The organism is Halomicrobium sp. HArcht1-1 (assembly GCF_058933285.1).
This window is the reverse complement of sequence record NZ_JBZYDL010000002.1, coordinates 45954-68508: the sequence shown is the minus strand read 5'-3', so window position 1 is coordinate 68508 and position 22555 is coordinate 45954. Positions and strand designations below refer to the sequence as shown.

The following is a 22555-nucleotide window of genomic DNA, read 5'->3' as shown; positions in this document are numbered from 1 at the left end:
CACGACGTCATATGTGCGGCTCAACCTCTCTGACTTCTGAGGGTAGCGTTACTACTCACCCGTAATTCTACCCGGCAAGAAATCGGAGAATAATGTGATGGATCCTGGCGGCGTGTCTCCAGAAAGTTTCCTCCGGCAGTACACGCCAAGTGACCGCTCTAATCGCTATGTCGGGCAATTAGCTGGCTTATTCATCTACGGCACTGACAAGAATGATTTGTTGCGGTCGACCGCCACAATCCTTCTTTCACAAAAACGAGACCGAGAAAATAGAGCATCCCGCCACAGCCTGAGAAAACTGGATCAGCCGGTCGACCAACACTCGGTGTGCCCCGCCAATCGCCGATTGATGTAGGACTCCTGCCAACTGCTTCTACAATGGCAGTCGCGACTAATCAGTTCACTATCCATGTCAGACCTTGATCCACTGGACCCCCACTCAGCACACCAGATGTATCTTGACGAGCGACGGCACCAGGTTGCAGCTGCCACGCTTCAGTCACACGACTACCGGCTTCAGCAGTTCGTTAAGTGGTGCAATCGAGACGACATTGACAACCTGAACCACCTTACGAGCCGAGACATCCATCGCTTCAGAGTGAAGCGACGTAGCGACGACGGCCTTGCCACAGCATACGATGAAGTCGCTCTCGCGACCTCCGACTCTTTCTGCGGTTCTGTGCCAGCATCGACGCCGTCGAATCCGGCTTAGACGAAAAGATCATCCTCCCGACAACGACTGCGAAAGATGCACGTGAAGAGCTTCTACCAACAGATCGTGCCGACAAGATGCTATCTCACCTCGAACAACCCGAGTACGCAACACTGGCACACGTTCTGCTCGCAACGATATGGCATACTGGCCTTCGAGTCGGTGCGGCAGTGAGTCTCGACATCACTGATTACACCCGACGAGCAATATCTCACACTCGTCCATCGACCAGACGAGGATACCGCACTGAAGAACAAGACCGAGCGAACGCCTCGTGGCGCTGAGTGACAGCGTCTGTGCCATCGTTGACGACTGGCTCACAGTCAATCATCCCGGCACTGTCGACGATATTGGTAGGAATCCGCTTTTGCGACGAGCAGAGGACGACTCAGTCGGAATCGTGCTCGATCGATCGCGTACATCATACTGCCCGTGCGTGTACGCTGATCGCTGCCCACACGACCGAGATCAAGACGTGCGAAGCTCGGCCGACTGAGTCTGCCTACGCATGCCCATCTGCATTAAGTCCACACCCGATCCGACGTGGTTCAATCACACATCATCTCCAGGAAGACGTCCCAGAACGTGGTCAGTGATAGAATGGATGTCGGGATCGACGTTCTTGATCGTCACTACGATCAGCGAACGCCCAGAGAGAAGCTGCGACAGCGCGTCGCCGATATCTTCCCAAAAGAGTAGACCCGTCGGTAATCAGTCGTCTGGACGTGGTACTTGTTCGAGTGTTTTGATCCTATCTGTCTTAGCAACGGCCCGATATTGACGTTGCCACGCTTCGGCAGGAAAGATTCCTTCATCATCGAAGCGGTTCCGGGCCCGCTGTAACCTCGAAGACCATACACGGTAAGTCTGCGTCAGATTCTGGGAGTCGATATGTGTCCCTGAAATAATTCCTGCAGCGGACAGTTCAGCAAGCCGTTGTCGGATCGTCTCTGCTTCGAGTGCCGGATTCATGTACACCAGCTCTTCAATACACGGAGAGGCCTGTGGATGACCGACAATATCCGACAGGATATCTGCCCGCCTCGTGAACCGCGATCTCGACCATCTGGTCGGGCTCAAAGCCACCGTCCGTACACGCTTTAGCCCCACCCTCCCGGTTACATTCCTTCTTGTCGGTTTCGCATATGAAACGCTACAGTGCAATCGGCCATACTCATTATCCGATTGTTTTCAAGATTAGAGGATGGGAGCCTGCTCACCCTGACCAGATCGGACCGAACTTGAGCGGTCTTCCTTTCGTTTTCGCTTCGTTCGGGATCGTAGTGTTTCTCGATCGTCTGGATTGAGACATCGAACCGTTCGCTGGCAGTGTGGACGAAGGCCGCCGCTGAGGTGGTGAACTATCGCCCTCGCCGGATTGCGTGGGGGTAATACGAATGCGGACAGACGTTCGAGTCCGGATCACAACCACCGCTACAGTTCTCCTCGTTCGCCTCAACAGATGCCCAGCGGCAACTGGTCGCTCGGTAGACCTTGCGCCGGAGAGTCGACCGTGCCGCCCGGCCGAACTCTCGTCGAAGAGTGGTTTGCGTCCGTGATCGTCCAGCACTGTTAGTCGATTTCTCTCGACGTACTCGGACAGTGCCTCAACGGCAGACCGGTGAAGCTCGATATTCCGTTCACCATCGCCTGCTGTGCCGTTCTTATCACTACCGTTCTTGAGGCGTGTTCCCTTCTCTGGACGATGACGGAGTCGGATCTCGCTGTTTCAGGATCGAAGTCGTCGAGATCCAGTGAATGGACCTCCTCCGATTCGGAGTCCAGCGTTCCAGATCAGTTCCCAGGAGTGCATCAACGAACCACGTCGCTGTTTTCGCAGTCGGTTGAGGAGTGCACTCGCTTCTGTTGCCGGGATCGCTTCGTCCCGTGCACTGGGTATCAGGCCGAGTGCATCCTTGTCGAGAATTCGGTAGATCGACTCGGAACACTGACCGCGCTTGTTGAGCCATCGAAGCCATCCTCTAACGTTCTTCGTATACGTGAGAATTGTGGCGTCGGTAGCGTATTCTTCCTGCAGGTGATCAACGTAGCGGTCGACAAGCCTCGGCGTCAGGTTGGCAGGAACAGTAACGCTCTCGCTCGCACTGAACTCGATGAAGCTCGGGATCGTTCGCCGGTACTGTGCCCCAGCCGAGGGGCTTCGATCCTGCTTGCGTGCGAGAGGAACCGTTCGTAGAGTTCGTCGAGCGTCTCGCGTTTCGACTGTGGCTGTGAGACATCACCTACGTCGTCACCGTTACCGGAGAGTTCGAGCACCTCGCGCAACTGTGCTCGGCTCCTCTGCTCTGACTTGGACCTCCAGGAGGTCTCTGTTCATTTTTGACTCCCGCGAGAGGGCGTACGGATCTCCTGAGGACAGATCGCTTCCCGTGTCTCACAGTTGTTCTGCTGTTCATCCGTCGTCGGCCGTGGTCTTCTCGATGATTTGCTCTCACACTTGATTGAACGACGCATCGACGACATGCTCGCTCGCCCGTGGGACGTTGTGAACAACGGTTGACCCCCATCTTGGAGGGATTCTCGTTCGAACCTGACGTACGTCTCGAGTGCATCACAGGTGTCTTCCGATAGTTTTAGCGTCCGACCCGATACCAGTCCGACCTTCTTTACAACGTATATATTTGGAATCCCGACTTCTATCGAGCTACCTTCCAGGTCGATGTCACCCAGGTCTATCTGTCGTATCTGTTCTGGGCGGCTCCTGGTTTCGATTAGCAACAGTGTGTATACGTGGGTCCGTTTTCCGTACACCCGGCGACCGAGATAGTCCTGAAACACTTCTATCCGATCTCTCTGAGGCCCGACTGCTATTCTTGGGCTATAGTCTCTGATTCTGTGGCTGATGGGTGTGAGTCTCCGATCACCCGTCTCGAAGAGGCGGAAGGCAACACGGTGTTTCAGAATCTCTGGGTCCTGCTGGAGTAGATAGGAGAGAAAATTGACTAACGTATCGACGTGGCCAATTACGGTATCTACTGCAAGTCGATCTTTCGTTCGTAGAGCCAGAATGAAATCGACGAGGTTGAGCCTATCGGCAGCTATCCGTTCATTTACGGGGCAATCGGTCCATTCGAGAAGCTTTTTTATCGTGCTTTGACAGGAGTATACAGTCGCTTCTGGTGCTCTCTCCGAGACAGTCGAGAAAGGTCTGCCTGCTTCTGCTTCGAAGAGATTCTTCTGTCTTGGAATCCGTCAGACCACCCTCCGTGAAATCATACGGATACCCCCTTGTCGAGGAATGGCTCTCTGATTCTGCCCTTCTGGATATACGAATTGCCGGAACATCTCTGGCAGTCAACTCTGGCAGTTTGATGCTCTGAATCGAGTGCCGATTGACGGCGCGCGCGAGGAGGTGTTTCGGCATGAGTCGGCAATACTTGCTTTATTATTACTATAATTGCCGCTTCTTCGGTAGTATATTTGAACTGATTAACTAGTCTATAGGAAAGCGAACGCCGACACCGATCATGAAGATTCTTGTATGTTGTGCATGTATATATCGAATATGATGCGGGGGTAAGAAATTATTCCAGCCGATCGCCACTGAAACTCGGAATTGTGGTTTATAAGGTCTGTGCAGCGAAAATAGGTAACGTATGATATGACCAAGGCACCGTGCCGTCATCATATGCCCTCTAGATTTCTGCACAGAAGTGATAAGTAAACATCAAAATTCTTATTATCTGACGCCCGTAGTTTCACTATCTGAATTAGATACTTTTTGTATCTGAGCCCATAATATAATATTAAATATAGTAGGAAGATGATGTTAAGATAGGAAAAGTATAAGACATCTAAAATTTGTTTCATGCCGAATATTATTATATTATATGTTCTAGTAAAGTACTGATGTCTTTGAAGCCGCTCTACGACCTGTACATTTCTGGCGTAAGGCGTATAGGTGTTAATTTCACACACTCGATCAGAGATTTTATATAGTAGTGTTCCTCCGGCTCGGCTGCATGCGCGAAAATGCAAGCCAGTTTAGAATCGTTCGACGATCAGTCCTCTCAATGGGGCGATCGACATGAGCCGAGATCGAGATTCCCTGCCGGAAACTGTACCAACTGACCCCGATACTGATTGCCCAGGTGCTGCTATTTATCGGCGGGTTAGTACTCCTAAACAGTCCAAAGAGGGATCCAGCTCAGAACAGCAAGAGAAGTCGCTAAAAGAAAAAGCAAAAGATATGGAATCAATGTGATTGAAACGGTTACAGATCCTGCAGAATCTGGAACGGATTTTAACCGAGATGGTATTAAGAAGGTACGTTATCTTGCCGCTCACGAAGACATAGATTTTATTCTAAATGATGAGATTGACCGAGTCGGGCGGGACGCTATCAAGACCCTCTATTTCCTCTATAGACTGGAGGAAGAGTGTGACGTTACCCTGATTACAGAAGAAATGGGTCATCTCGATATAACGAACAGTTTTGATTTGATCTATGCCTCAGTTCGGGCTGGGAGTTCGCAGTTCGAAAACGAAACGAAAACTCGCCGGTCAGAAGCATCACGTGCGCGACGGTTCAAAAACAAAAACTGGTCGACTGCATTCCATAATGTGCCACTCGGTTATACCGCAACAGACGATGATTGGTTAGAAGTTGACGAAGATGAAGCTGACATCTATCGATCTATCGTTATGAATTTCCTCCGGGCACCAGTGAACGGGGCATATAAAAACAAAGCAGTGGACAGACGATATTCCCGCGGATATGTCAGCGCAAAAATAAGAAAATGTCTCGAGCGACCACTATACGTCGGGCGACCGAGAACGCGGTATGACGACAACACCCAAGACAGAGATGGCGAGACCTCCTCCACGAGAGTCACAGATGATTCACTGAGGATCATCGGCGACGATACGAGGGAACAAGTCCTGGACAAGATAGAATCGGTCCACGAATTTCATAGCGGAAGCGGAGACGAAGTTGACAACATTGAGTCGCTCGCCGGAGAGTTCGGACCGAATCAAATCGTTGAGGTCGGTGAAATCATCCAGCCACGGTGTCCCGTTAAAGACCCTGATACTCAGACAGTCTGTGATGCTCGGATGACCTGTGATGGTAGACGCGATGTTGGGCCGTACCGTCCACCAGTACACTTGTACAGAGTGCAATAGCTCTCGGAGATTCCCGTGCAAATCGGAGCTTAAGCAGTTAGAGGGTAGGTCTGATCCAACCTTATGATTTAGTCTATAAATCAGTCTCAATGTTACTTAGAGTTCACTGTGTTGCCACTCCAGTCCTGATATTGCTTCAGAATTCTACCGATACGGCGCTCTTTACGACGTTCATCCATCGGTTTACGTGACCGAACTGCATTACCTTGATACCGTGTCCGGACCTCTCTTGCTTTTTCGAACAGTTCTTTAGAGATGATTTGATATGCTGTCTCTATCCGATCAATATCGCCCACAATGTAGTGTCCGTAGTATAGTTCGTTCCGCAAGATCTTACTAATTGAAGCGGGAGTCCACTGTGTGGTCTGATCTACTGTGTCTCGTCCGTTGAGTGTATCCGCTACAGATGTCATCGATTGAATATCAATATATTCATCGAAGATCCATCGAACGACAGCAGCCTCTGATTCATCGATTTGGAGCCGCCCGTCGTGTTTTATTATGTACCCAAGTGGGGGCGACCCGTTCGGCCATTTCCCTTCCATTGCACGCGCGGAATGTCCCATCCTCGTCCGCTGTCGGATCATCTCACGCTCGAATTCGGCCGTATTAGCCAAATTTCGGAAATTGAACTGCCCTGCCGCTGTCGTCGTGTCGATCTGCTCGGTCACGCTATGGAGTCCGACACCCCAGTCACGGAATCTCTTCTCGAGCTGTACGGCATGCATGATGCTCCTTGAAAAGCGATCCAGTTTCAGAATACGACTACGTCGATGAGCCACGCTCCGCTTGCGCGAGCATCTCCTGGAACATCGGCCTATCCGGGTTTTGCCACTTTCCGCCTCATCACGGTAGACGAACGTGACCCCCAATCGTACGATTGACACCGTTCGATCGAGCGGCGAACCTGCTCGTCAATCGAGTAGCCGAACTGCTGGCTCGCCGTCGATGTTCTGGCGTATATCGCTGCCCGTCTTCGAGGTTGACTGTTACCTGTTGACTCTTCGAGATGGGGCATTTGTGAGGATCACCAGCAGGGACTTCATCGTTCACGACTCTTTGTCCCCGATTTTGTCCACACCCTGCTTTTGTAGTTCTCGACAATCCTTAACCCGCATTCTGATAGTCTCCGTCGTCACCGCAGCCGCTCTTGCAACTTCTCGCTGTGTAATGTTCTATCTGCGACGAGATAGAGAGCCGCTGCAGCGAATCCACCTGGATTCTTGCCGAGTATCGAACTGCGTGGGATTTTGGCAATTAATTTGCTGGCCCCTGCTTCAGCCGTCTTTTCGAGGTCCAGTGTTCGACAGAGGTCCTCCAGATACATCCCTGGCAGAGGGGTGGGCTATCGAACCCACATTCTTGTTCGACGGTGCGACGCATACGCCGTAACGATCGGGGTCGACATCTGCTGCATCCGCGAGCCGGCCTGTCGAGATCGCCATCTGTCGCTCTCTTCCGGCTACCGTGAGACATGCAGCAACTACCAGTGCCAATGGGTGGCCATCACTGACTTTTTCGAGTGCAGCTGACGCGTAGATCTCGGCAGAACGCTCCCGCAACTCGATTGGAGCATCGACGTCTTCACCGATCTGTTCGAGCCATTCGAAGGCCAGTGCAACCTGCTGTTCTGTACTATTCGTGATCGCGTAGCATCTTTCCCAGTCTTCCCTCGATTCGCGGTCGGTTTCCGTTTCGTCAACACTATCTATGGTCTCTGGAACGGCCGACGCGACGATGCCACATTCTTTACAGACTGCATCGAGATCCGGTAGTGAATCGTCGAACTCTCTCGCACCACAGTTGAGACAACGCTCTGGGTTGTGAATCTCCTCATTTTGAGCGTCGACAGGGTTGTGTTCAGCCATTTACTGCTCCCTCATAACTGACTGCTCTTCTGGCGTCGGTCCAGACATCGGGGCGTGTACGTTTCGTTCCCCACAACTGCTACACAGAGGCGGGTCCTCTAGAGTTCCATCCCATGTCACCTCTTCAGGAGAACTGGAGGCTTCGCAAGCCGTACACTGCCAGTCGTAGCTTCCGTACTTCGCAGCGATGTCTGGAAATCTGTGGGCGAGTGTGGGGTGACTCTGGCATCCTCGTGTGACTCAAGATACTTGAGCACGTTTTCCCGTGGATAACCAGCATAGAGGGGAACGAATCCTTCCGGGATTTCATTGGAGTGATGGGAGTCACCCATTCCGCACCGCTCACTATAGTCACAGAACTCGCACTCCCACCCATACTCCGGCGAGGCAGGTGGCAACTCCCCATCGAGTCTGTACTGGGTGTGTTCGTCCGCCCATTCCAGAACTACCTCTTTCCAGAACTCCTTGTCGAACTCGACGTGGAAAACCTCGATATCGAGTGAATCACGACTCCCGTATATGATCGCCGCATCAGTTAGTTCGATATCGTACTCTTCTGAAAGGCCAAGAAGGTACGCGTGCACCTGCGCAAGGTGGTGTCGGTTCGGTGTGTCGAGATGATCAACCGACGACTTGGTTTTCACTTCTGTCGGCAGGATCGGTGTAGATTCTTGATCGACGACCACAGGGTCGGTGGCTCCTTTGATAGAGAGTTCGCCTGCATCGGCCTCGACAGAGACTTCGATCCACATCGTGTTCCGAATGTAGGTGTCTTCATCATCGACTGCATCTTTCAAATACGGGAGAACGAGGTCTTCCTCGAAGTGTGTCCCGAACCAGAAGATTCCCTTTGGATCTGGCCGCTCGGCCGGTGCATTGGCCTGGCGGTAGAGGATTTTCCGGTGACACTGTAGCAGCGAACTCGGCTATGCTTAGTCGGTGCCGGTACGCTATTCGGGCCGTTGAAATACGGCTTCCCGTCTTCTATGTTTTGTCTGTGTTGGCGTTCTCTGAACCAGTCCTGAAATTGCTCCGGAAATACTATCGATAATTTTGGCCTGGAAATTATTTTCTTCTTGCTGCTTGATTGGTTGCTCGACCATGATCTGTTTGGATGGCCTCTTACAACGGCCATCACTATCCTCTCAGTCTCCCTCCCTCCGCTTGATCAATCACCCGTTGTCGCTAATTATCAGCTTCATTCTCATCTAGAAGTGTTCTAAACAGATCCACGGTTGGGGTATTCGTATCGAGAAGGAGTGCCGCAATCTGGAAGTTCGTCCCTCGACGGACTGTCTGGCGCTCGGAGTCGTAGATGACGATGCCGGCGTCTGACAAAGTACGTAAATGAGTCTGCGAGAGGGCATTGTACACGTTTCGATAGGGTTCACCCGTCGCCTGCTGGGTCGAGCAGCCTTCCTCCAGGCTGGAGATCTTTCGTGCCAATTCACGAGTTGTCATCATTTCTGGATCTGTCTCACTCAAAATTGAATCACGTACCGTCGACGAGCTGCTCGAAGAGAGTGATAGAGCTTGGATAGCGCATCCTCATTTGTCTCTATCTCGCTCATGCGTCGGCGATTCTATCTTGCCAATATTGATTCCTCCGGCGGAATTATTGCCAGTTTGTTCCGCCGGCGGAACAAATATCTAACATCCGTCAGGTTCCGGTACGCATTAATGAGTGATGGGCCAGGGCGAAAGCCCACTGTTGGTGACGACGAAATTTTGGCTATATTTCAGAACTCGGCTGATCCTGTTCTGACTGCATCGGAAGTTGCGGCGGAACTCCCTGTCGGGAGGCGAGCTGTGCTGAAGCGTCTCCGATCGTTGGAGAAAGATGGCATCTTGAGGTCAAAAGATGTCGGGAGTGGTAGCCGTGTTTGGTGGTATCCTGGCCACACAGCAACATCCCTCTAAAACGATTACTGCAGTTTGTTTTGTTCCCGTACAACAGAGTTATTTCGTGACCGATGTTAGCTCTGAGATCTGAAGGATATCTCCTCGTTTCACTTTCACTGTGGCCACATTGGATTGATAAAGGCTGAGAAGAATAGGCAACTAATGAGCGAGTTGCCGTCGAAGTTTGAGAAATTCCTCTCAAACATTCGACCGACTGACGAGCAAATAAGCGATTACGTTGACGGCCACGAACAACTCCGTGAGCGACTCTCAAACGATAATGACCTATCTAATATCCACATCTCTGATTTTCTCCAAGGTAGCTACGCTCGTAGAACAGCAGTTAAGCCGATCGGCGACGAGAAATCTGACGTCGATATAGTCTTCGTGACAAACCTGCCGAAATCTGAATATACGGCCAGCGATGCGATGGGCTCTGTGAGCCGTTTCTCAATCGACATTATCCAGGACAGTGGGAACCAAATCAACGGTCCTACAAAATCGAACTAAATAAAGTCGAGATGGATCTCGTTCTCACTGCTGCACCGAGTGAAGCGGTGATGAACGAACTATCTGCGCCTGATTCTATCGGGAAAGCGAACATCGCAGATATTGCGGACCAGCAAGACATGGGGATCGTCGCTAAATCAATAGATAACACGTTTAAAGGTACCGAGAAAGATTGGCAAGATGAACCGCTGGACATCCCTGATCGAGAACTAGACTCTTGGGATCAAACTCACCCCATCGCCACACTTGACTGGACGCAAAACAAGAACGATCGAACGAACGGTCACTACATCAATGTCGTCAAGGCCCTCAAATGGTGGCGACGGACCCAAGTTGACTTCCCGAGCGGCCGAAAAGCTACCCGTTAGAGCGGCTTATCGGAGAGTGCTGCCCGGACTACATTTCAAGCGTTGCAGAAGGCGTGGTGCGTACACTCGACGTCTTCATCGAAAAGTACGAATCAAATGCTGAGCACGAAGATACGCCCGTACTCGGACAACACGGTATCCCGGAGAACAACGTACTCGCCCGCCTTGAGGGGAGAGATTTCGCCGCATTTTACGATCGAGTAACGGACGCTTCTGAGGTGGCTCGACAAGCTTATAAGGAAGAAGACAAGGAACAATCGGCTCTGTATTGGCGAGAGGTGTTCGGTGAAGAATTCCCGTTAATCGGGAGCAGTGACGATAATAATACAGACGACGAGAGTCCGGCTACGTTCACTCCCGAATAACACAGCTAATGTTTCTTCACAAAGGTTCGGGTAATTCACCTCCACTATGCCACCGAACGCTATTACCGAAGCTGTCACTGAGATAGAGGACATCCCCGAACTCCAAATCTTGGAAGAGGCTGAACCAGCGGGACAGGGATTCGAGATGGACAATTAAAATCCGGCTTACCCCAGAGAATCTCGATACGCAGTCGAGCATACCCGAGGAAACAGACTGGTACGTCCGTATTGATGAGTCCTATCCGGGCGGCAATATCGGGATTTACCCGCCAAAGAAAATGGAATTACGCAAACACACCCGCATCAAACACTGAACACATCTGGGAACGACGATCGCCCGTGGCGAAACGGGAATATTTGCGTTGACCGATATACAAACTCCATCGGCCGAACTGGTGGATTCGAAGAACCATTTGACGCACAGGAACGGTTACGGTGGTATCTCCTTCGCGCTGTTAGATGGTTGGAACTGGCTTCTACCGGTGACCTTAGGCAGGACGGAGAACCGTATGAATTACCTGCATTCTCGCAATCAACTAATCAACCACAACTCGCGTACAATGAAACGCGATCATCATTTCAAACGTGGTCAGAACAAACAGAAACGTACGGAGTCGCATGCCTATCAAAACTGAACGACGTACCCACTCAAATTGCTGTTGATTACTTAGATATAGAAGGGAATTCTGTCTACACTCCAGAGTGGGGAGATTCGGTAGAAACAGACGAAGTAATCCCTGGGGTGTGGTTGCTTCTCGAGGAACCGCCGATCAAACCACCGTGGGAAGTTCCTGAGGATTGGGAGGAATTGGATGACCTACTGAGCAATGCTGAAGAACACGTATTTGAAGTCCTTGGTAAAACCCGTGAAGCACACCCACATGCAACGTTTTCATATTTCCTCCTTGGCTTCCCAATACCGGAATCAATCGGGAGCGACAACGCGTATATCCACTGGCAAGCAATCAAGATAGACGACATTCCAGACACGTCTGGTTTCAGCGGACTTCGGGATATCACTAGTAATCGTGTGCGCCTCGCCCAAATGTCGTTCAAATCTGATCCAATCAGATGGCTAGAGTCGGATAACTGGGCGCAGGATCAACTACTACGCCGAGGAAAACTCGATAGAAGACTCCGAGAAAGCAATATTATGCTTATCGGTGCAGGCGCACTCGGAAGTACAGTTGCCGAAAACCTACTCCGAGACGGCTGTACGGATCTTACTATCGTTGACGGTGAGAAATTCGAAATCGGAAATCTTGCCCGCCACACACTCTCCCTCAACGCGATAAACCAGTACAAGGCCACCGCAGTAGCGAATCGGTTACGCGACCTTTCACCACACGCTACGATACACGACGTACCCTCACGGTATCCCTTGTCCGAGGCTGATCGAGAAGCAATACCTGACCCAAACATAGTTCTTGATTGTACCGGGAACGATCAAGTATTGTATACTCTTGACCAGGAACGATGGGACTCTGCCAAACCAGTTGTCTCCACAGCACTTGGCCCACAAGGAAAACGCCTCTATACGTACTCGACATTTACCCAATCATTTAGATTCGATGATTTCGAAACCGCAATGAGCCCTTGGACTCTCAAAGACCTATCTGAACACCATCCCGACGAGGATCTCGTCCCAGAACGCGTAGGCTGCTGGCACCCCGCTTCCGTAATTACAATGAATACGATTGCAACCTGGGGAGGAATCGTTCCGAACCTAATTGAAGAGTCTACTGGGCTGGCGAAAGGTCAATCCTCCTTCACCGTCATGGAAGCATCACGCAGTCAAGGCTCCATCTCTGTTACACGCCGTGACGAACCGTACCCAGATTCGATCCAGTGGAAGTCCGAAGGCGGGCAGATACTCGAACTTCCACGAATCTGTCTCAACGAAATGATCGAGTACTTCGAAAGGGATGCGCCAAACGAAACAGGCGGCGTCTTAACAGGAAGATACACAAATAAATCGAGCGGGCAGATCATTCGCGCATCCGACCCACCACCGGATTCCATCCAGACGCCGACAACATTTCTGAGAGGCACCGAGAAAGTCGATGAAGCTCTGAAAGAATCCCAAGAACGATACGGTCTATACTATCTCGGCGAATGGCACACACACCCAAATGAAGCACCCAACCTGAGCCACAAGGACAAAGAAGAGATGCAATCAATCGCTGACAACGAATTCTACGAGTGTCCCCATCCGTTTCTCATCGTTGTTGGCGGTAACAAGGAAACCGGATTCGACATTAAGCCGTATATTTTCCACCGGAACGACACCTACGAGGAACTCATACTAACCAAAGAGCCTCGCACCGATGACTTAGACCTAAATAGCTCTGCAAATTCTGTCAAGTACAACCCAGGTGATTCTACCCATGACTGACCCCACTGGAGAAGTATTCCTCTCCTACAACCACGAGCAAAAGGATCTGGCAGTCAAATTAGATCGTCGTCTCAGAGAACATGGCGTTCCAGTGTGGCGAGATGAACGAAAACCGGACCTGACCCGTTAGAGAGTCAAATAGAATCTGTATTGCAGAGCGAAGAGATCTCTGGCGCGATACTCTTAGTCAGCGAAGACATCCTCGATTCGCCAACAATCCTAAATGTCGAAATCCCGCAAATACATTCTCGTCATAAAAACGATGACGCCTTCTTTGCCTTTGTGCTTCGATGCCCCGGTCTTTCCGCCCGCAGGACGAGCGAGATCCTCAGCGATACTACTCATGTCGACGACTTCTCCGAGTGGTTCTTTCACGCCCTCGAAATAAGCGTAGACGGCTTGACAAATTATAATCAAGTTGTCGACGAAGTAATTCAGAGACGGCTCGCTGCGCTTGTAAACAGTAAATTCGACACGGACACAATCCGATGTTCGATCAACTCATACCAGTCGCCAAACCCCACCGACAAACTTTGGTTTCACGCCGACCTATCTCGCCACTTCGAAGACAATCGTCTTCCAAACGAAAAGACGTGGAACGACAGTATACGAAAGACAATTGTGCGGCTGACTAACCATATCGCTGATTATGCTGAAAACAAGGTAATCGAATTCACCGGCCGAACACGATTGCCAATCGCATTCACCGTTGGGTGTCAATACCCAATGACTCGGGGATCCATGCCAGGTGGACCCAGCAGGACCCGAACTTCAACGAAATAACGTGGGATGTCACTGCCCTCCGTCGATGCCAAAGTTAGTATCAACTCAAAGCTTAAAGACTCCAGCAAGACGGACTTGGGAGTCTACCTGAGCCTCACTGACGAGGTTCGTACAGAAGTCGGAAACACCGCAAGTGACCTCCCGATTTCAACACCGAGATAGAGATTACGCGAACTAACTATGACCAAAACATAACTCCGGCAGAGGGACTCAAAATTTCGAATGTGTTTCAAAACCGTTCGAGATGAATTGAATAAGAGACCAAATATTGAAAAATCCACATCTTCCAAAGCTCACCTGTCGGATTGTCATTTTTACTTGGTCAACACACCAATACGCTACCCGCAATCCAAACATACGCACTTAATGACAACCATCAACCCAGGCGATACGAACCAGCCATTTTGATACAATAACCACTCTACGTTCGAGAGCGAAGTACCTACACCAAGCGCCATACCCTACTATTCAACAACAATATTTAGGTCGGTAGATTGTTGTTTTAGGATTATGGGTAGTGCAGCGACAACAACATCTACAGCACAGGACTCGCTACAAAAACGGGCAAAGGAGGATATGAACACCGCGATATCGAATGAGGATATGAAACGTGCTGCTGATATCGGCATCACAGTTCTACTCGCTACGCAGCCGAATGGCCCAGCGAAAGTACCGATGTACAGCAATCTGAAACATGCCTACGCGTTTGCCAACGCAGCGAACAGTGATGGGGTAGAAGCAGGCGTACGCGCAGCCGGTCAAAGCGTCATTGGGAGTGAACTCAGTTCTGAATCAGCAGAAGCTACTGTTACTATCGCGCAGAACGCGGTTACCACGGCAGCTGAACGCGAGACTGTGAGTCAAGGTGTCGACGCAGCCAATAAGAATCTGCAAATGCCGTCCGAACAGGCAACAGAAGACACGCTCGCTGCCGTAATGTCGAACGGAGCCGACGCGCTTTCCAAACAAAATCAATCGGATAAAGAGTGAAATGAGTGAAGATTTTGACCTTTCGGTAGAAGATCAGCAGGATAATCTTCGGGAATTTATGGAAGCACACGGACCAGAAGGCTTCTTCACAGTCTACTTTCGGCAGTTACTCTACCGATTCGTGAAACAAGAACTCAAATCCGCAACAGACGAGATTGAGGGCGTCGGAGAACAACTGTACTTTACAGAAGACGGTGGTCAACTTCTTACTAAACACCGAGAATATCTGCTCGACCAATGTGAAGTACGTGCCCGAGAACTCGTAGAAGAACTCACCGACGATCCAATTCTCGGACCGGCTATCACTGAAGGGGACATTGAGGCGATAGATACACATCAGGAAGCGTTTGTGGAGGCTGTCCACCGTTGTTTTGAGGACTGGAAGACAGATGGAATCCGCTCTTAAACGATGTTGAATCAAGCAGCCCGAAGGGGGACAATAAATGAGCAGTACCGAACGTGTCTACATCCAACGGAGTAATGAGTTCGAAGCCCGGCGTGACGGGACATACCCGAGACAAGTGGAATGACATCGGTCGGGTCTGTCGTGAGCTATACCAACAGTCGGCAATCTGACTCTGATTTCCAAATCAAATACGATCTCGCCGAACTGCAGAATCAGTTTGACGGATACATCCCTGACGATGTGCTGGACCTGGTCGAGATCGCTGTCGCAACGTTCGGTGTTGATCGGTACTTAGAAAGAAAATCATTGCCGGAGTCGATGTAGACGACGTTGATGCGCGTCTCAACACGCGTTCAATCGTGATTAAAGTTCCAGTATTCTCCGACTCGCTGACGACGTCTAGAGCACAGGAGTTGCTGTCGACAATGGTCTCGCATATGACCTATGATGTCATTCAATACGATCTCATTCAGCAGCCCAAAGCCACTGCCCAGACTAACGGCTTTTTCGATACCCCCACGCCCACTAAGGACACGGTGAGCCTGTTCTCTGATGGATTAGACAGCGCGGGCGGAGTCAATCAGAACCAAGCTGAGAATATCAATAGCAAGTACGTGAGTCTAAATTATGGGAGTGGACTCGGAGCCCGTCACGAGGAACTGCAAAGACTACTTGATGTGAGACCTCACATCTTCCAGCTCGATTACGAAGAAGAAACAAACGAGTACACGACGTTTTCTCGCGGATTCCTCCACTGGGTGTTTGCCGCAGCCACCGCAACCGCTCACCGCATCGAAGAAATCCGCGCATTCGAAACCGGACTAATGGCGCGATTTGCCATTCTCAACGAAGGTTGGCACACTACCCGAACCGTCTCACCAGTTGCAATCGACTTGTTCAACACCTTACTAACCGAGGAACTAAACTGGAATACGACCGTTCAAAACCCGTTCCTCAACGATACCAAACGTGAGGTCGTAAATCGTATTTCTAACGAAGCGGTTATTCGAACTACAGTCTCTTGCCCACACCACGGAAGACAAGGAAAGTACCAACTCGACAACTGTGGCCAATGTGTACCATGCATCATCCGCAACATTGCTATCCTCACCAGCAGATTCGACTTATCTACCAAAGACTTGAGCATCTGTGACTGGAGTACAATTGATTTCGAGGGACGAGAACTCCCAGACAAAACCCCATTTGAACTCCCCATCGAAACGATCGTGACACCTTCTTCCTCGCACTGGGCGAAATTTCACATCTCTGTCGCCTCCTCCGAGACAAAAGCACTTCCACAGTCGTCACGGAATACCCTAAACTCGCCTCGGAACAGACCTACGATTTACATTCTCGATTCGCCATCGAATTTACACAAACATTCGAAGAGTTAGCAGAAAGGAACCCCTCCGTAGAAGCGATACTGTGACCTGAAGAGACAGGAGTTCACCAGAGATCAAATCTACAGTGAATCGTTGATCGATGGTCGCAGTCATGGCATCGGGAGTCTCACTTCTGTATGACTCAAATTCAACTAGGTAGAGCTTAGCGTTCCACACATCAGCAGTGAGGGAATTGACATCGTCATTCAATATCGCAACCAATTGTCCCGATTGAGTGAACTTTCGAATGATCCTGGCAACTATAAATCAGGGTTGCTGATAAACAGATCTCGTATCAGGTCTCATCTATTGGTTCAGTTGAGGTATTCTTCTCTACTTCTGAAGCAGATTCTTCCTTAACTGGTTCTACTGTCTTTAGTTCTGCTTCCACTTCGCCGCCAGCACGCCGGAACAATTGGGATAGGGCGCCTCCAAGCGTCATTCTGTTTACTTTCGCGTATCGATACCACAATTTTGGATAATTAGTCCATGACCAGAGGAAGTCAAGGAAATGCGTTATCCTCGAGACGATAGAATCGATATCAAGCTCCCTGGAGTACATCACGAGTGTAGTTCCAGCAAATAACCACGCCATCGCTGATGCTGTCCCAATTCCAGCGAATACGAAGTAGACACCCATCATCAGAATCGTTCCAATGGGTGTCTGAATGTTTGGGTCTGTGGTGAAATTAGATAGAGCAAACAGCATCCCGAAGACGCCCATTAAGACCCAGAGGGTGGCGAATATCGGGTCCAGTATACCCCAGGCGTAAGTTGAGGATCGATTGACGCGCTTAGAAACCCATCGAAGGCCTCGAACCATCGGGACAATTAGTATGAGCGTGGCAACCAGCATGATGCCCTTTGAGACAATCCACGAAATAATCGCCCCTTCGTCCCCTCCGAGTGAGAGCACGGTTGTAAACGCTATTAGGAGCGAAATAGCAGAAATAACCACTCCGAAAAGTCCAGTGAAAACTGATAGCCACAGGCCCTTCTTTGCAGTCTCATGGAGGTCTTCAGCGTCTATCTGGAGAAGGTCAGATAGTTTATCTGTGACGGACACAGCCAAACCCTCTACGCAGCGGGGGGTAAATAATATTGTTCAAGTTGGGTATTCTATACATAGAAAATTCATCTACACTATCAAGCCGTCTAAGGAACTATAACTGGCTATAACGAAGAACTGCTGAAGTACATACGCGGTGACTCAGTTAACCAGGGGGCCGAAAGGAGATCACAGGCCGGCGAAGACCTGATACAGAATACCGACGCCCCAGAGTGAGAACCCGACAAACAGTCCGGTGAGCTTGAGACCAGACCAACTGAGAAGACCTCGCTCTGCTACCTTCTCAATCCTGGTTCGTACGTACCCTTCCGAGAGGAATAACAGATTCCGTGCAGCAATCGAGAGAAAGATTCCAGGGATGATGAAGAGTAGAATAGAGTAGATGACCCACGCCTGAGAGACGCTAGTCGAAACCGTACCGAACAGCCCTCAATGTTGATTACCCATACTGCTGCATTCACTACATCGCCAACTGACGATAGCTCGGGATTCGAGACGACTGCGTGGAGTTGATTCGGATAATTCAACTCCAGCCAGAGGAGGGTCGGCATGATAATCATAAAGAGGAGAGTACCTTTTCCAGCGAAATTGCGGAATTTCTCCCGCGCTTTATTCACCTCTTCCTCCGACGGCGGCCACGGGGAGTAACTGACTCCGTATCCGATTCGGGGTGTCGAGGGGTATGCTGGTTCCAGTAGTTCTTCGTCACGTCACGAACCCACAGTACCAGGCGAACCACGGAAACGGTCGCTACACTGAACATTCCGATGCCGGCTAGAAATACTGTAATGAACCCGAGAGTGCTAATATGAGAGACGAGCCACGGAGCTGTGTCGGCTATTACGGATACACTGCTGGCCCGTCTCGTAGCCTCGACCAGCATCAAGCCACCCCAACCTACGAATATTGTGAGCAGGAAAGCGTACCAGAACCCAATCCACTTCTCTACCGCGAGAGCGATACCAATCTGGATTTGGTCTTCTGCCCACTGTTTGCCGTCCCGTATGTCGAGTACGATGTCCCGCACGGATTCGAGTTTTTTACTCGACGTGTAACTGAACGCGCACTGTCGAGAATCGTCTCGCCCAGCCCCGTCATGTTATCACGTAGAGTGGAATGGCCAAAAGTTGTTCCGGTGAAATAAAATGTGCGAGCATAGCAATCGTATTCAGCAGATGGTGTATGACATTGTGTTACCATCTATTAGTAGTTGCTGACTGCGATAGTTCATCATACTTTTTGCTGACTCAAATCAAGAGCACTCTCTTGTATTGGTAGATAACGTAGTCTGAAACACTCCTTCGAAATCTAATGTGTGAGAACTAATCAGCCATTGTGACTTTACCCTGCCTTCAGCGATCAGCGAAGGCATGACGACAGCGGCGCGCAACCATCGTTTGAATGAACTCCAGACGCGACCTGCGACCTGGACCCCACCCGAATCGAGAAAACGGCTGTATCAGACGTTGTGTGGCACGAAACCGTCGGCCACGAACCCTGCAAACTGTGGATGGGCCCTGGCGGATTTGAACCACCGCTCAATCGGTTATGAGCCGATCGCTTTGAACCAGACTAAGCTAAGGGCCCTGGTACGTTCGTATCCCACCGGCCGACAAAATTCTACCGTCTCGTTGCGGCAGCGGCGAGACACTCGCCACGGGCCGCTCGACGGAGCTGAGCGACTGGCTCGGGGAGTCGACGACGGGAGAAGCGCCACCGCCAGGGCTCGAACCTGGGACAACCACGTTAACAGCGTGGTGCTCTACCAACTGAGCTACGGCGGCTCTGTCCCACCATAGCCCGAGTTGTTAAATAGGACTTTCGCTTTCCGTCGTCCATCGACACGCTTTCACGCACTCCTCGCAAAGCCGGGGGCATGAGCGACGAGGTCGACGCCGTGGTCGAGCGGGTTCGCGAGCGGTGACCCCCTAGCGACGACGAGCGCGCGGCGTTGCAGGCGGTCGCGGACAGACTCACCGAGCGGGCCGAGGACGCGATCGCGTCGTTGCCCGTCGACGCCCACGTCGTGCGGGTGGGCTCGACGGCGCGCGGGACGTGGACGGCGGGCGATCGGGACCTGGACCTGTTCGTCTGTTTCCCGCCCGAACTCGACCGCGAGGAGTTAGAGGAGTACGGGCTCTCGGTCGGCCACGCCGTGTTGCCGGCGGGCCACGAGGAGTACGCCGAACACCCCTACGTCAAGGGCACCGTCGACGGGTACGACGTGGATCTGGTCCCGTGTTACGACGTCGCCGACGCGGCGGCGATCCAGTCGGCGGTCGACCGGACGCCGTTTCACACGCGCTATCTCGCCGAGCGACTCGACGAGACGCTGGCCGCGGACGTGCGGGTCTGCAAGCAGTTCATGAAGGCGATCGGCGTCTACGGCAGCGACCTCAGGACGGAGGGGTTCTCCGGCTACCTGACGGGCTGCTCGTGCTCGAACACGACGGGTTCCGGCCGCTCGTCGAGGCCGCGGCGGCGTGGACGCCGCCGGTGGCGTTCGATCCGGCCGACCACGGGCAGGAGAGCTTCGACGATCCGCTCGTCGTGATCGATCCCACGGACCCGGAGCGAAACGTCGCGGCGGTGCTGTCGGCCACGCAGCTGGCGACCTTCCAGCACTACGCACGCGAGCTGGTGGCCGAGCCACGAGCGGACCTGTTCGAGTCCAGCGAGCCCGAGCCCGTCGACGCCGAGACAGTCCGGGCGTGGTTCGAGCGGCGGGGACGACGCCGGTGGCGGTGCGGTTCGACGCGCCGGATCTCGTCGACGATCAGCTCTGGCCCCAGCTCGAACGGTCGCTGTCGGGAGTGACCGACGCCTTGAATCGACGTGGGTTCGACGTCCTCCGCTCGACGGCGTTCGCAGACGAGACGGCCGTCTTGCTGGCGGAACTGGAAGTAGCCGAGCGGCCCACGATAGAGCGCCACGAGGGGCCGCCGGTCCACGTCCGGGACCACGCAGCGGGATTCTACGAGAAGTACGCCGCCGCCGACGCGACGGGGCCGTACGTCGACGGGGATCGCTACGTCGTCGAACGCGACCGCGAGTTCGCGACGGCGTCGGCGTTCCTGCGAAGCGACGCGCTGTCGAACGTGGCGCTGGGGACACACGTCGCGTCGGCGCTCGAAGCGGAGTACGAGGTACTGGTCGGCGAGGCGGTCGCGTCCCTGGCAGGCGAGTTCGGCGTCGAACTCGCGGACTACGTCGACCCGAAGCCCTGATCGACCAGGGCGTCGAGCACGTCGCGGGCGTCCTCGCTGACCGACCCGTCGGGCTGTGAGGGCTGGTAGCCGTCGAAGACCTCGTGGACGGTGGTGAGGCTGTCGGTCAGGGTGTCGAGGCTGTAGCCGCCTTCGAGAACGAAACCGAGGCCGGCGTCACAGCGGTCGGTGAGCTCGCGCATCCGCTGGGTGAGAAGTCCGTACCCCTCCGAGGAGACCCGCATCCGGGAGATCGGATCGTGGCGATGGGCGTCGAAGCCGGCGCTGACCAGCAGGAGGTCGGGATCGAACGACTCGATCTCCGGGGCGATCGGCTCGTCGACGGCAGCCAGGTAGTCGACGGTGTCGGCACCGGGGTCGTAGGGGACGTTGAGTGTCGTCATCGCGCCGTCGCCGGTTCCCGTCTCGTCGACGTCGCCGGTGCCGGGGTACAGGCCGTCTTCGTGGATCGACGCGTAGAAGATGTCGTCGCGGTCGTAGCAGATGTCCTGGGTCCCGTTGCCGTGGTGGACGTCCCAGTCGAAGATCGCGACCCCCTCGGCACCCTCGTCGAGTGCCGACTGGGCCGCGACGACGGCGTTGTCGACGAAGCAAAAGCCCATGGCGTCGTCCGCGACCGCGTGGTGGCCGGGCGGACGGCCCAGCGCGAACGGCGTCTCGCGGCCGTCGTCGCCCTCCAGCGCCGAGAGCGCCGCCCACTCGGCGAGGCCGGCACTGGCGAGTGCGGCCTTCCAGGTGTCCTCGACGGCGACGGTGTCTGCGTCCCAGTTGCCCCCACCATCCTGACAGAACGTCTTGATCTCCGCGACGTAGTCGGGATCGTGGACCTTGCAGATCAGTTCCTCGTCGGCGTCGCCCGCGGCGACGTACTCGACGCCGTGGTATTCCGCGAGACCCCGCCTGATCGCCCGGAGGCGGTCGGCACTCTCTGGGTGGCGCGGACCCGTGTCGTGGTCGAGGCAGACCTCGCGGTAGCCGAAGTTCATTCAGTAGTACTGCCGCAGTTCGAAGTACGTCTCGACGTCCTCGGCCTTGATCGTCCGCCGGTCGGCGTGGCGGGCGAGCGTCGCGGCGGCGGCCGCCACGTCGTCGGCGTACGCTTCGAGGATGTCGGCGAGTGCGACCCGGGCGTCCATCGCGACCCGGTAGCTGTCGTCGATGTCGAGCCGTGCGATCCGGTCGACCGGCGCGACCGGCAGCTCCAGTTCGTCCTTGTCTCGGACGCCCTCGGCGTCGAAGTCCTCGGGCATCAAGGTCTTTCGTCCGTCCGCCGTCGCCGTCTCGGCGGCGGCGGCGGCCAGTCGTGCCCCGTACTCCTGGATCCGGCGAGCCAGTTCCTCGGCGGCTTCGGCACTGACACGCAACCCACCCGCGTTCCGCCGGATCACCGAATCGACCGGCGCGAACGGTAGCTCGACGCTCATACACAAAGG

Annotated in this window: 17 protein-coding genes, 2 tRNA genes and 1 pseudogene; 11 read left to right on the top strand and 9 right to left on the bottom strand. The window is 53.0% G+C overall.

Features of this window, described 5'->3' with window-relative positions; translation table 11 throughout:
- The first annotated feature begins 4873 nt into the window (after window positions 1-4873).
- Entirely contained in the window at window positions 4874-5857 is a 984-nt protein-coding gene (locus AC5FRZ_RS16320; protein WP_493565136.1) for a recombinase family protein, read from the top strand.
- Window positions 5858-5949: 92 nt separating this feature from the next.
- Here AC5FRZ_RS16320 and AC5FRZ_RS16315 read toward each other — a convergent pair whose 3' ends face one another.
- The 4 genes from AC5FRZ_RS16315 to AC5FRZ_RS16300 form a co-directional block, all read right to left on the bottom strand.
- The gene (locus tag AC5FRZ_RS16315) at window positions 5950-6744 is read right to left on the bottom strand and encodes a recombinase family protein (RefSeq protein WP_493565132.1); all 795 of its coding nucleotides are present in this window, start codon (window positions 6742-6744) and stop codon (window positions 5950-5952) included.
- 390 nt (window positions 6745-7134) lie between these two features.
- Window positions 7135-7725, bottom strand: a complete 591-nt coding sequence (locus tag AC5FRZ_RS16310) for a hypothetical protein (RefSeq protein ID WP_493565131.1) — start codon at window positions 7723-7725, stop codon at window positions 7135-7137.
- Between the two features lie 116 nt (window positions 7726-7841).
- Window positions 7842-8522: a CRISPR-associated protein Cas4 gene (locus AC5FRZ_RS16305; RefSeq protein WP_493565130.1), complete on the bottom strand. Its 681-nt coding sequence runs from the start codon at window positions 8520-8522 to the stop codon at window positions 7842-7844.
- 388 nt (window positions 8523-8910) lie between these two features.
- On the bottom strand, window positions 8911-9210 hold the full coding sequence (locus AC5FRZ_RS16300) for a DUF7344 domain-containing protein (RefSeq protein ID WP_493565129.1): 300 nt from the start codon (window positions 9208-9210) through the stop codon (window positions 8911-8913).
- A gap of 579 nt (window positions 9211-9789) precedes the next feature.
- Here AC5FRZ_RS16300 and AC5FRZ_RS16295 point away from each other — a divergent pair.
- The 9 genes from AC5FRZ_RS16295 (at window position 9790) to AC5FRZ_RS16255 (ending at window position 16838) form a co-directional block, all read left to right on the top strand.
- Window positions 9790-10137, top strand: a complete 348-nt coding sequence (locus tag AC5FRZ_RS16295) for an SMODS domain-containing nucleotidyltransferase (RefSeq protein WP_493565128.1) — start codon at window positions 9790-9792, stop codon at window positions 10135-10137.
- An 11-nt stretch (window positions 10138-10148) separates the two neighbouring features.
- Window positions 10149-10505 (top strand): hypothetical protein, encoded by a 357-nt coding sequence (locus tag AC5FRZ_RS16290; RefSeq protein WP_493565127.1) that lies wholly within the window; start codon window positions 10149-10151, stop codon window positions 10503-10505.
- Between the two features lie 56 nt (window positions 10506-10561).
- Window positions 10562-10870 (top strand): hypothetical protein, encoded by a 309-nt coding sequence (locus AC5FRZ_RS16285; protein ID WP_493565126.1) that lies wholly within the window; start codon window positions 10562-10564, stop codon window positions 10868-10870.
- A 463-nt stretch (window positions 10871-11333) separates the two neighbouring features.
- On the top strand, window positions 11334-13265 hold the full coding sequence (locus tag AC5FRZ_RS16280) for a ThiF family adenylyltransferase (RefSeq protein WP_493565125.1): 1932 nt from the start codon (window positions 11334-11336) through the stop codon (window positions 13263-13265).
- Window positions 13258-13395 carry a TIR domain-containing protein gene (locus AC5FRZ_RS16275; RefSeq protein ID WP_493565124.1) on the top strand — a complete coding sequence of 46 codons (138 nt, stop codon included), beginning with the start codon at window positions 13258-13260 and terminating at the stop codon, window positions 13393-13395. The genes AC5FRZ_RS16280 and AC5FRZ_RS16275 overlap by 8 nt, the downstream gene beginning before the upstream one ends.
- Window positions 13396-14323: 928 nt before the next feature.
- A complete protein-coding gene (locus tag AC5FRZ_RS16270) occupies window positions 14324-14464 on the top strand; it encodes an SAVED domain-containing protein (RefSeq protein ID WP_493565135.1) in 141 nt (46 codons plus the stop codon).
- Between the two features lie 94 nt (window positions 14465-14558).
- On the top strand, window positions 14559-15038 hold the full coding sequence (locus AC5FRZ_RS16265) for a hypothetical protein (protein WP_493565123.1): 480 nt from the start codon (window positions 14559-14561) through the stop codon (window positions 15036-15038).
- A 1-nt stretch (window position 15039) separates the two neighbouring features.
- The gene (locus tag AC5FRZ_RS16260) at window positions 15040-15444 is read left to right on the top strand and encodes a hypothetical protein (protein WP_493565122.1); all 405 of its coding nucleotides are present in this window, start codon (window positions 15040-15042) and stop codon (window positions 15442-15444) included.
- 359 nt (window positions 15445-15803) lie between these two features.
- Window positions 15804-16838, top strand: a complete 1035-nt coding sequence (locus AC5FRZ_RS16255) for an adenine nucleotide alpha hydrolase family protein (protein WP_493565121.1) — start codon at window positions 15804-15806, stop codon at window positions 16836-16838.
- Window positions 16839-17121: 283 nt separating this feature from the next.
- On the opposite strand, the gene AC5FRZ_RS16250 is transcribed toward AC5FRZ_RS16255, so the two are convergent.
- The 3 genes from AC5FRZ_RS16250 to AC5FRZ_RS16240 form a co-directional block, all read right to left on the bottom strand.
- Window positions 17122-17892, bottom strand: a complete 771-nt coding sequence (locus AC5FRZ_RS16250; RefSeq protein ID WP_493565120.1) for a hypothetical protein — start codon at window positions 17890-17892, stop codon at window positions 17122-17124.
- A gap of 1514 nt (window positions 17893-19406) precedes the next feature.
- Window positions 19407-19482: transfer RNA gene (locus AC5FRZ_RS16245), tRNA-Ile, on the bottom strand.
- 124 nt (window positions 19483-19606) lie between these two features.
- A tRNA-Asn gene (locus AC5FRZ_RS16240) sits at window positions 19607-19679 on the bottom strand.
- 92 nt (window positions 19680-19771) lie between these two features.
- Between AC5FRZ_RS16240 and cca the strand changes: the two are divergent.
- Window positions 19772-21122: pseudogene (gene cca / locus AC5FRZ_RS16235) on the top strand (CCA tRNA nucleotidyltransferase).
- Here cca and AC5FRZ_RS16230 read toward each other — a convergent pair.
- Window positions 21101-22108 (bottom strand): histone deacetylase family protein, encoded by a 1008-nt coding sequence (locus AC5FRZ_RS16230; RefSeq protein ID WP_493565119.1) that lies wholly within the window; start codon window positions 22106-22108, stop codon window positions 21101-21103. The pseudogene cca and the gene AC5FRZ_RS16230 overlap by 22 nt on opposite strands.
- On the bottom strand, window positions 22109-22546 hold the full coding sequence (locus AC5FRZ_RS16225) for a histone (protein WP_153554681.1): 438 nt from the start codon (window positions 22544-22546) through the stop codon (window positions 22109-22111).
- Window positions 22547-22555 lie beyond the last annotated feature (9 nt).

Excerpts from the sequence above, each read along its gene's own strand:
- AC5FRZ_RS16310 (WP_493565131.1), bottom strand. The coding sequence starts at position 7,725 with ATGGCTGAACACAACCCTGTCGACGCTCAAAATGAGGAGATTCACAAC.
- AC5FRZ_RS16295 (WP_493565128.1), top strand. The coding sequence starts at position 9,790 with ATGAGCGAGTTGCCGTCGAAGTTTGAGAAATTCCTCTCAAACATTCGA.
- AC5FRZ_RS16290 (WP_493565127.1), top strand. The coding sequence starts at position 10,149 with ATGGATCTCGTTCTCACTGCTGCACCGAGTGAAGCGGTGATGAACGAA.
- AC5FRZ_RS16275 (WP_493565124.1), top strand. The coding sequence starts at position 13,258 with ATGACTGACCCCACTGGAGAAGTATTCCTCTCCTACAACCACGAGCAA.
- AC5FRZ_RS16265 (WP_493565123.1), top strand. The coding sequence starts at position 14,559 with ATGGGTAGTGCAGCGACAACAACATCTACAGCACAGGACTCGCTACAA.
- AC5FRZ_RS16260 (WP_493565122.1), top strand. The coding sequence starts at position 15,040 with ATGAGTGAAGATTTTGACCTTTCGGTAGAAGATCAGCAGGATAATCTT.
- AC5FRZ_RS16230 (WP_493565119.1), bottom strand. The coding sequence starts at position 22,108 with ATGAACTTCGGCTACCGCGAGGTCTGCCTCGACCACGACACGGGTCCG.
- AC5FRZ_RS16225 (WP_153554681.1), bottom strand. The coding sequence starts at position 22,546 with ATGAGCGTCGAGCTACCGTTCGCGCCGGTCGATTCGGTGATCCGGCGG.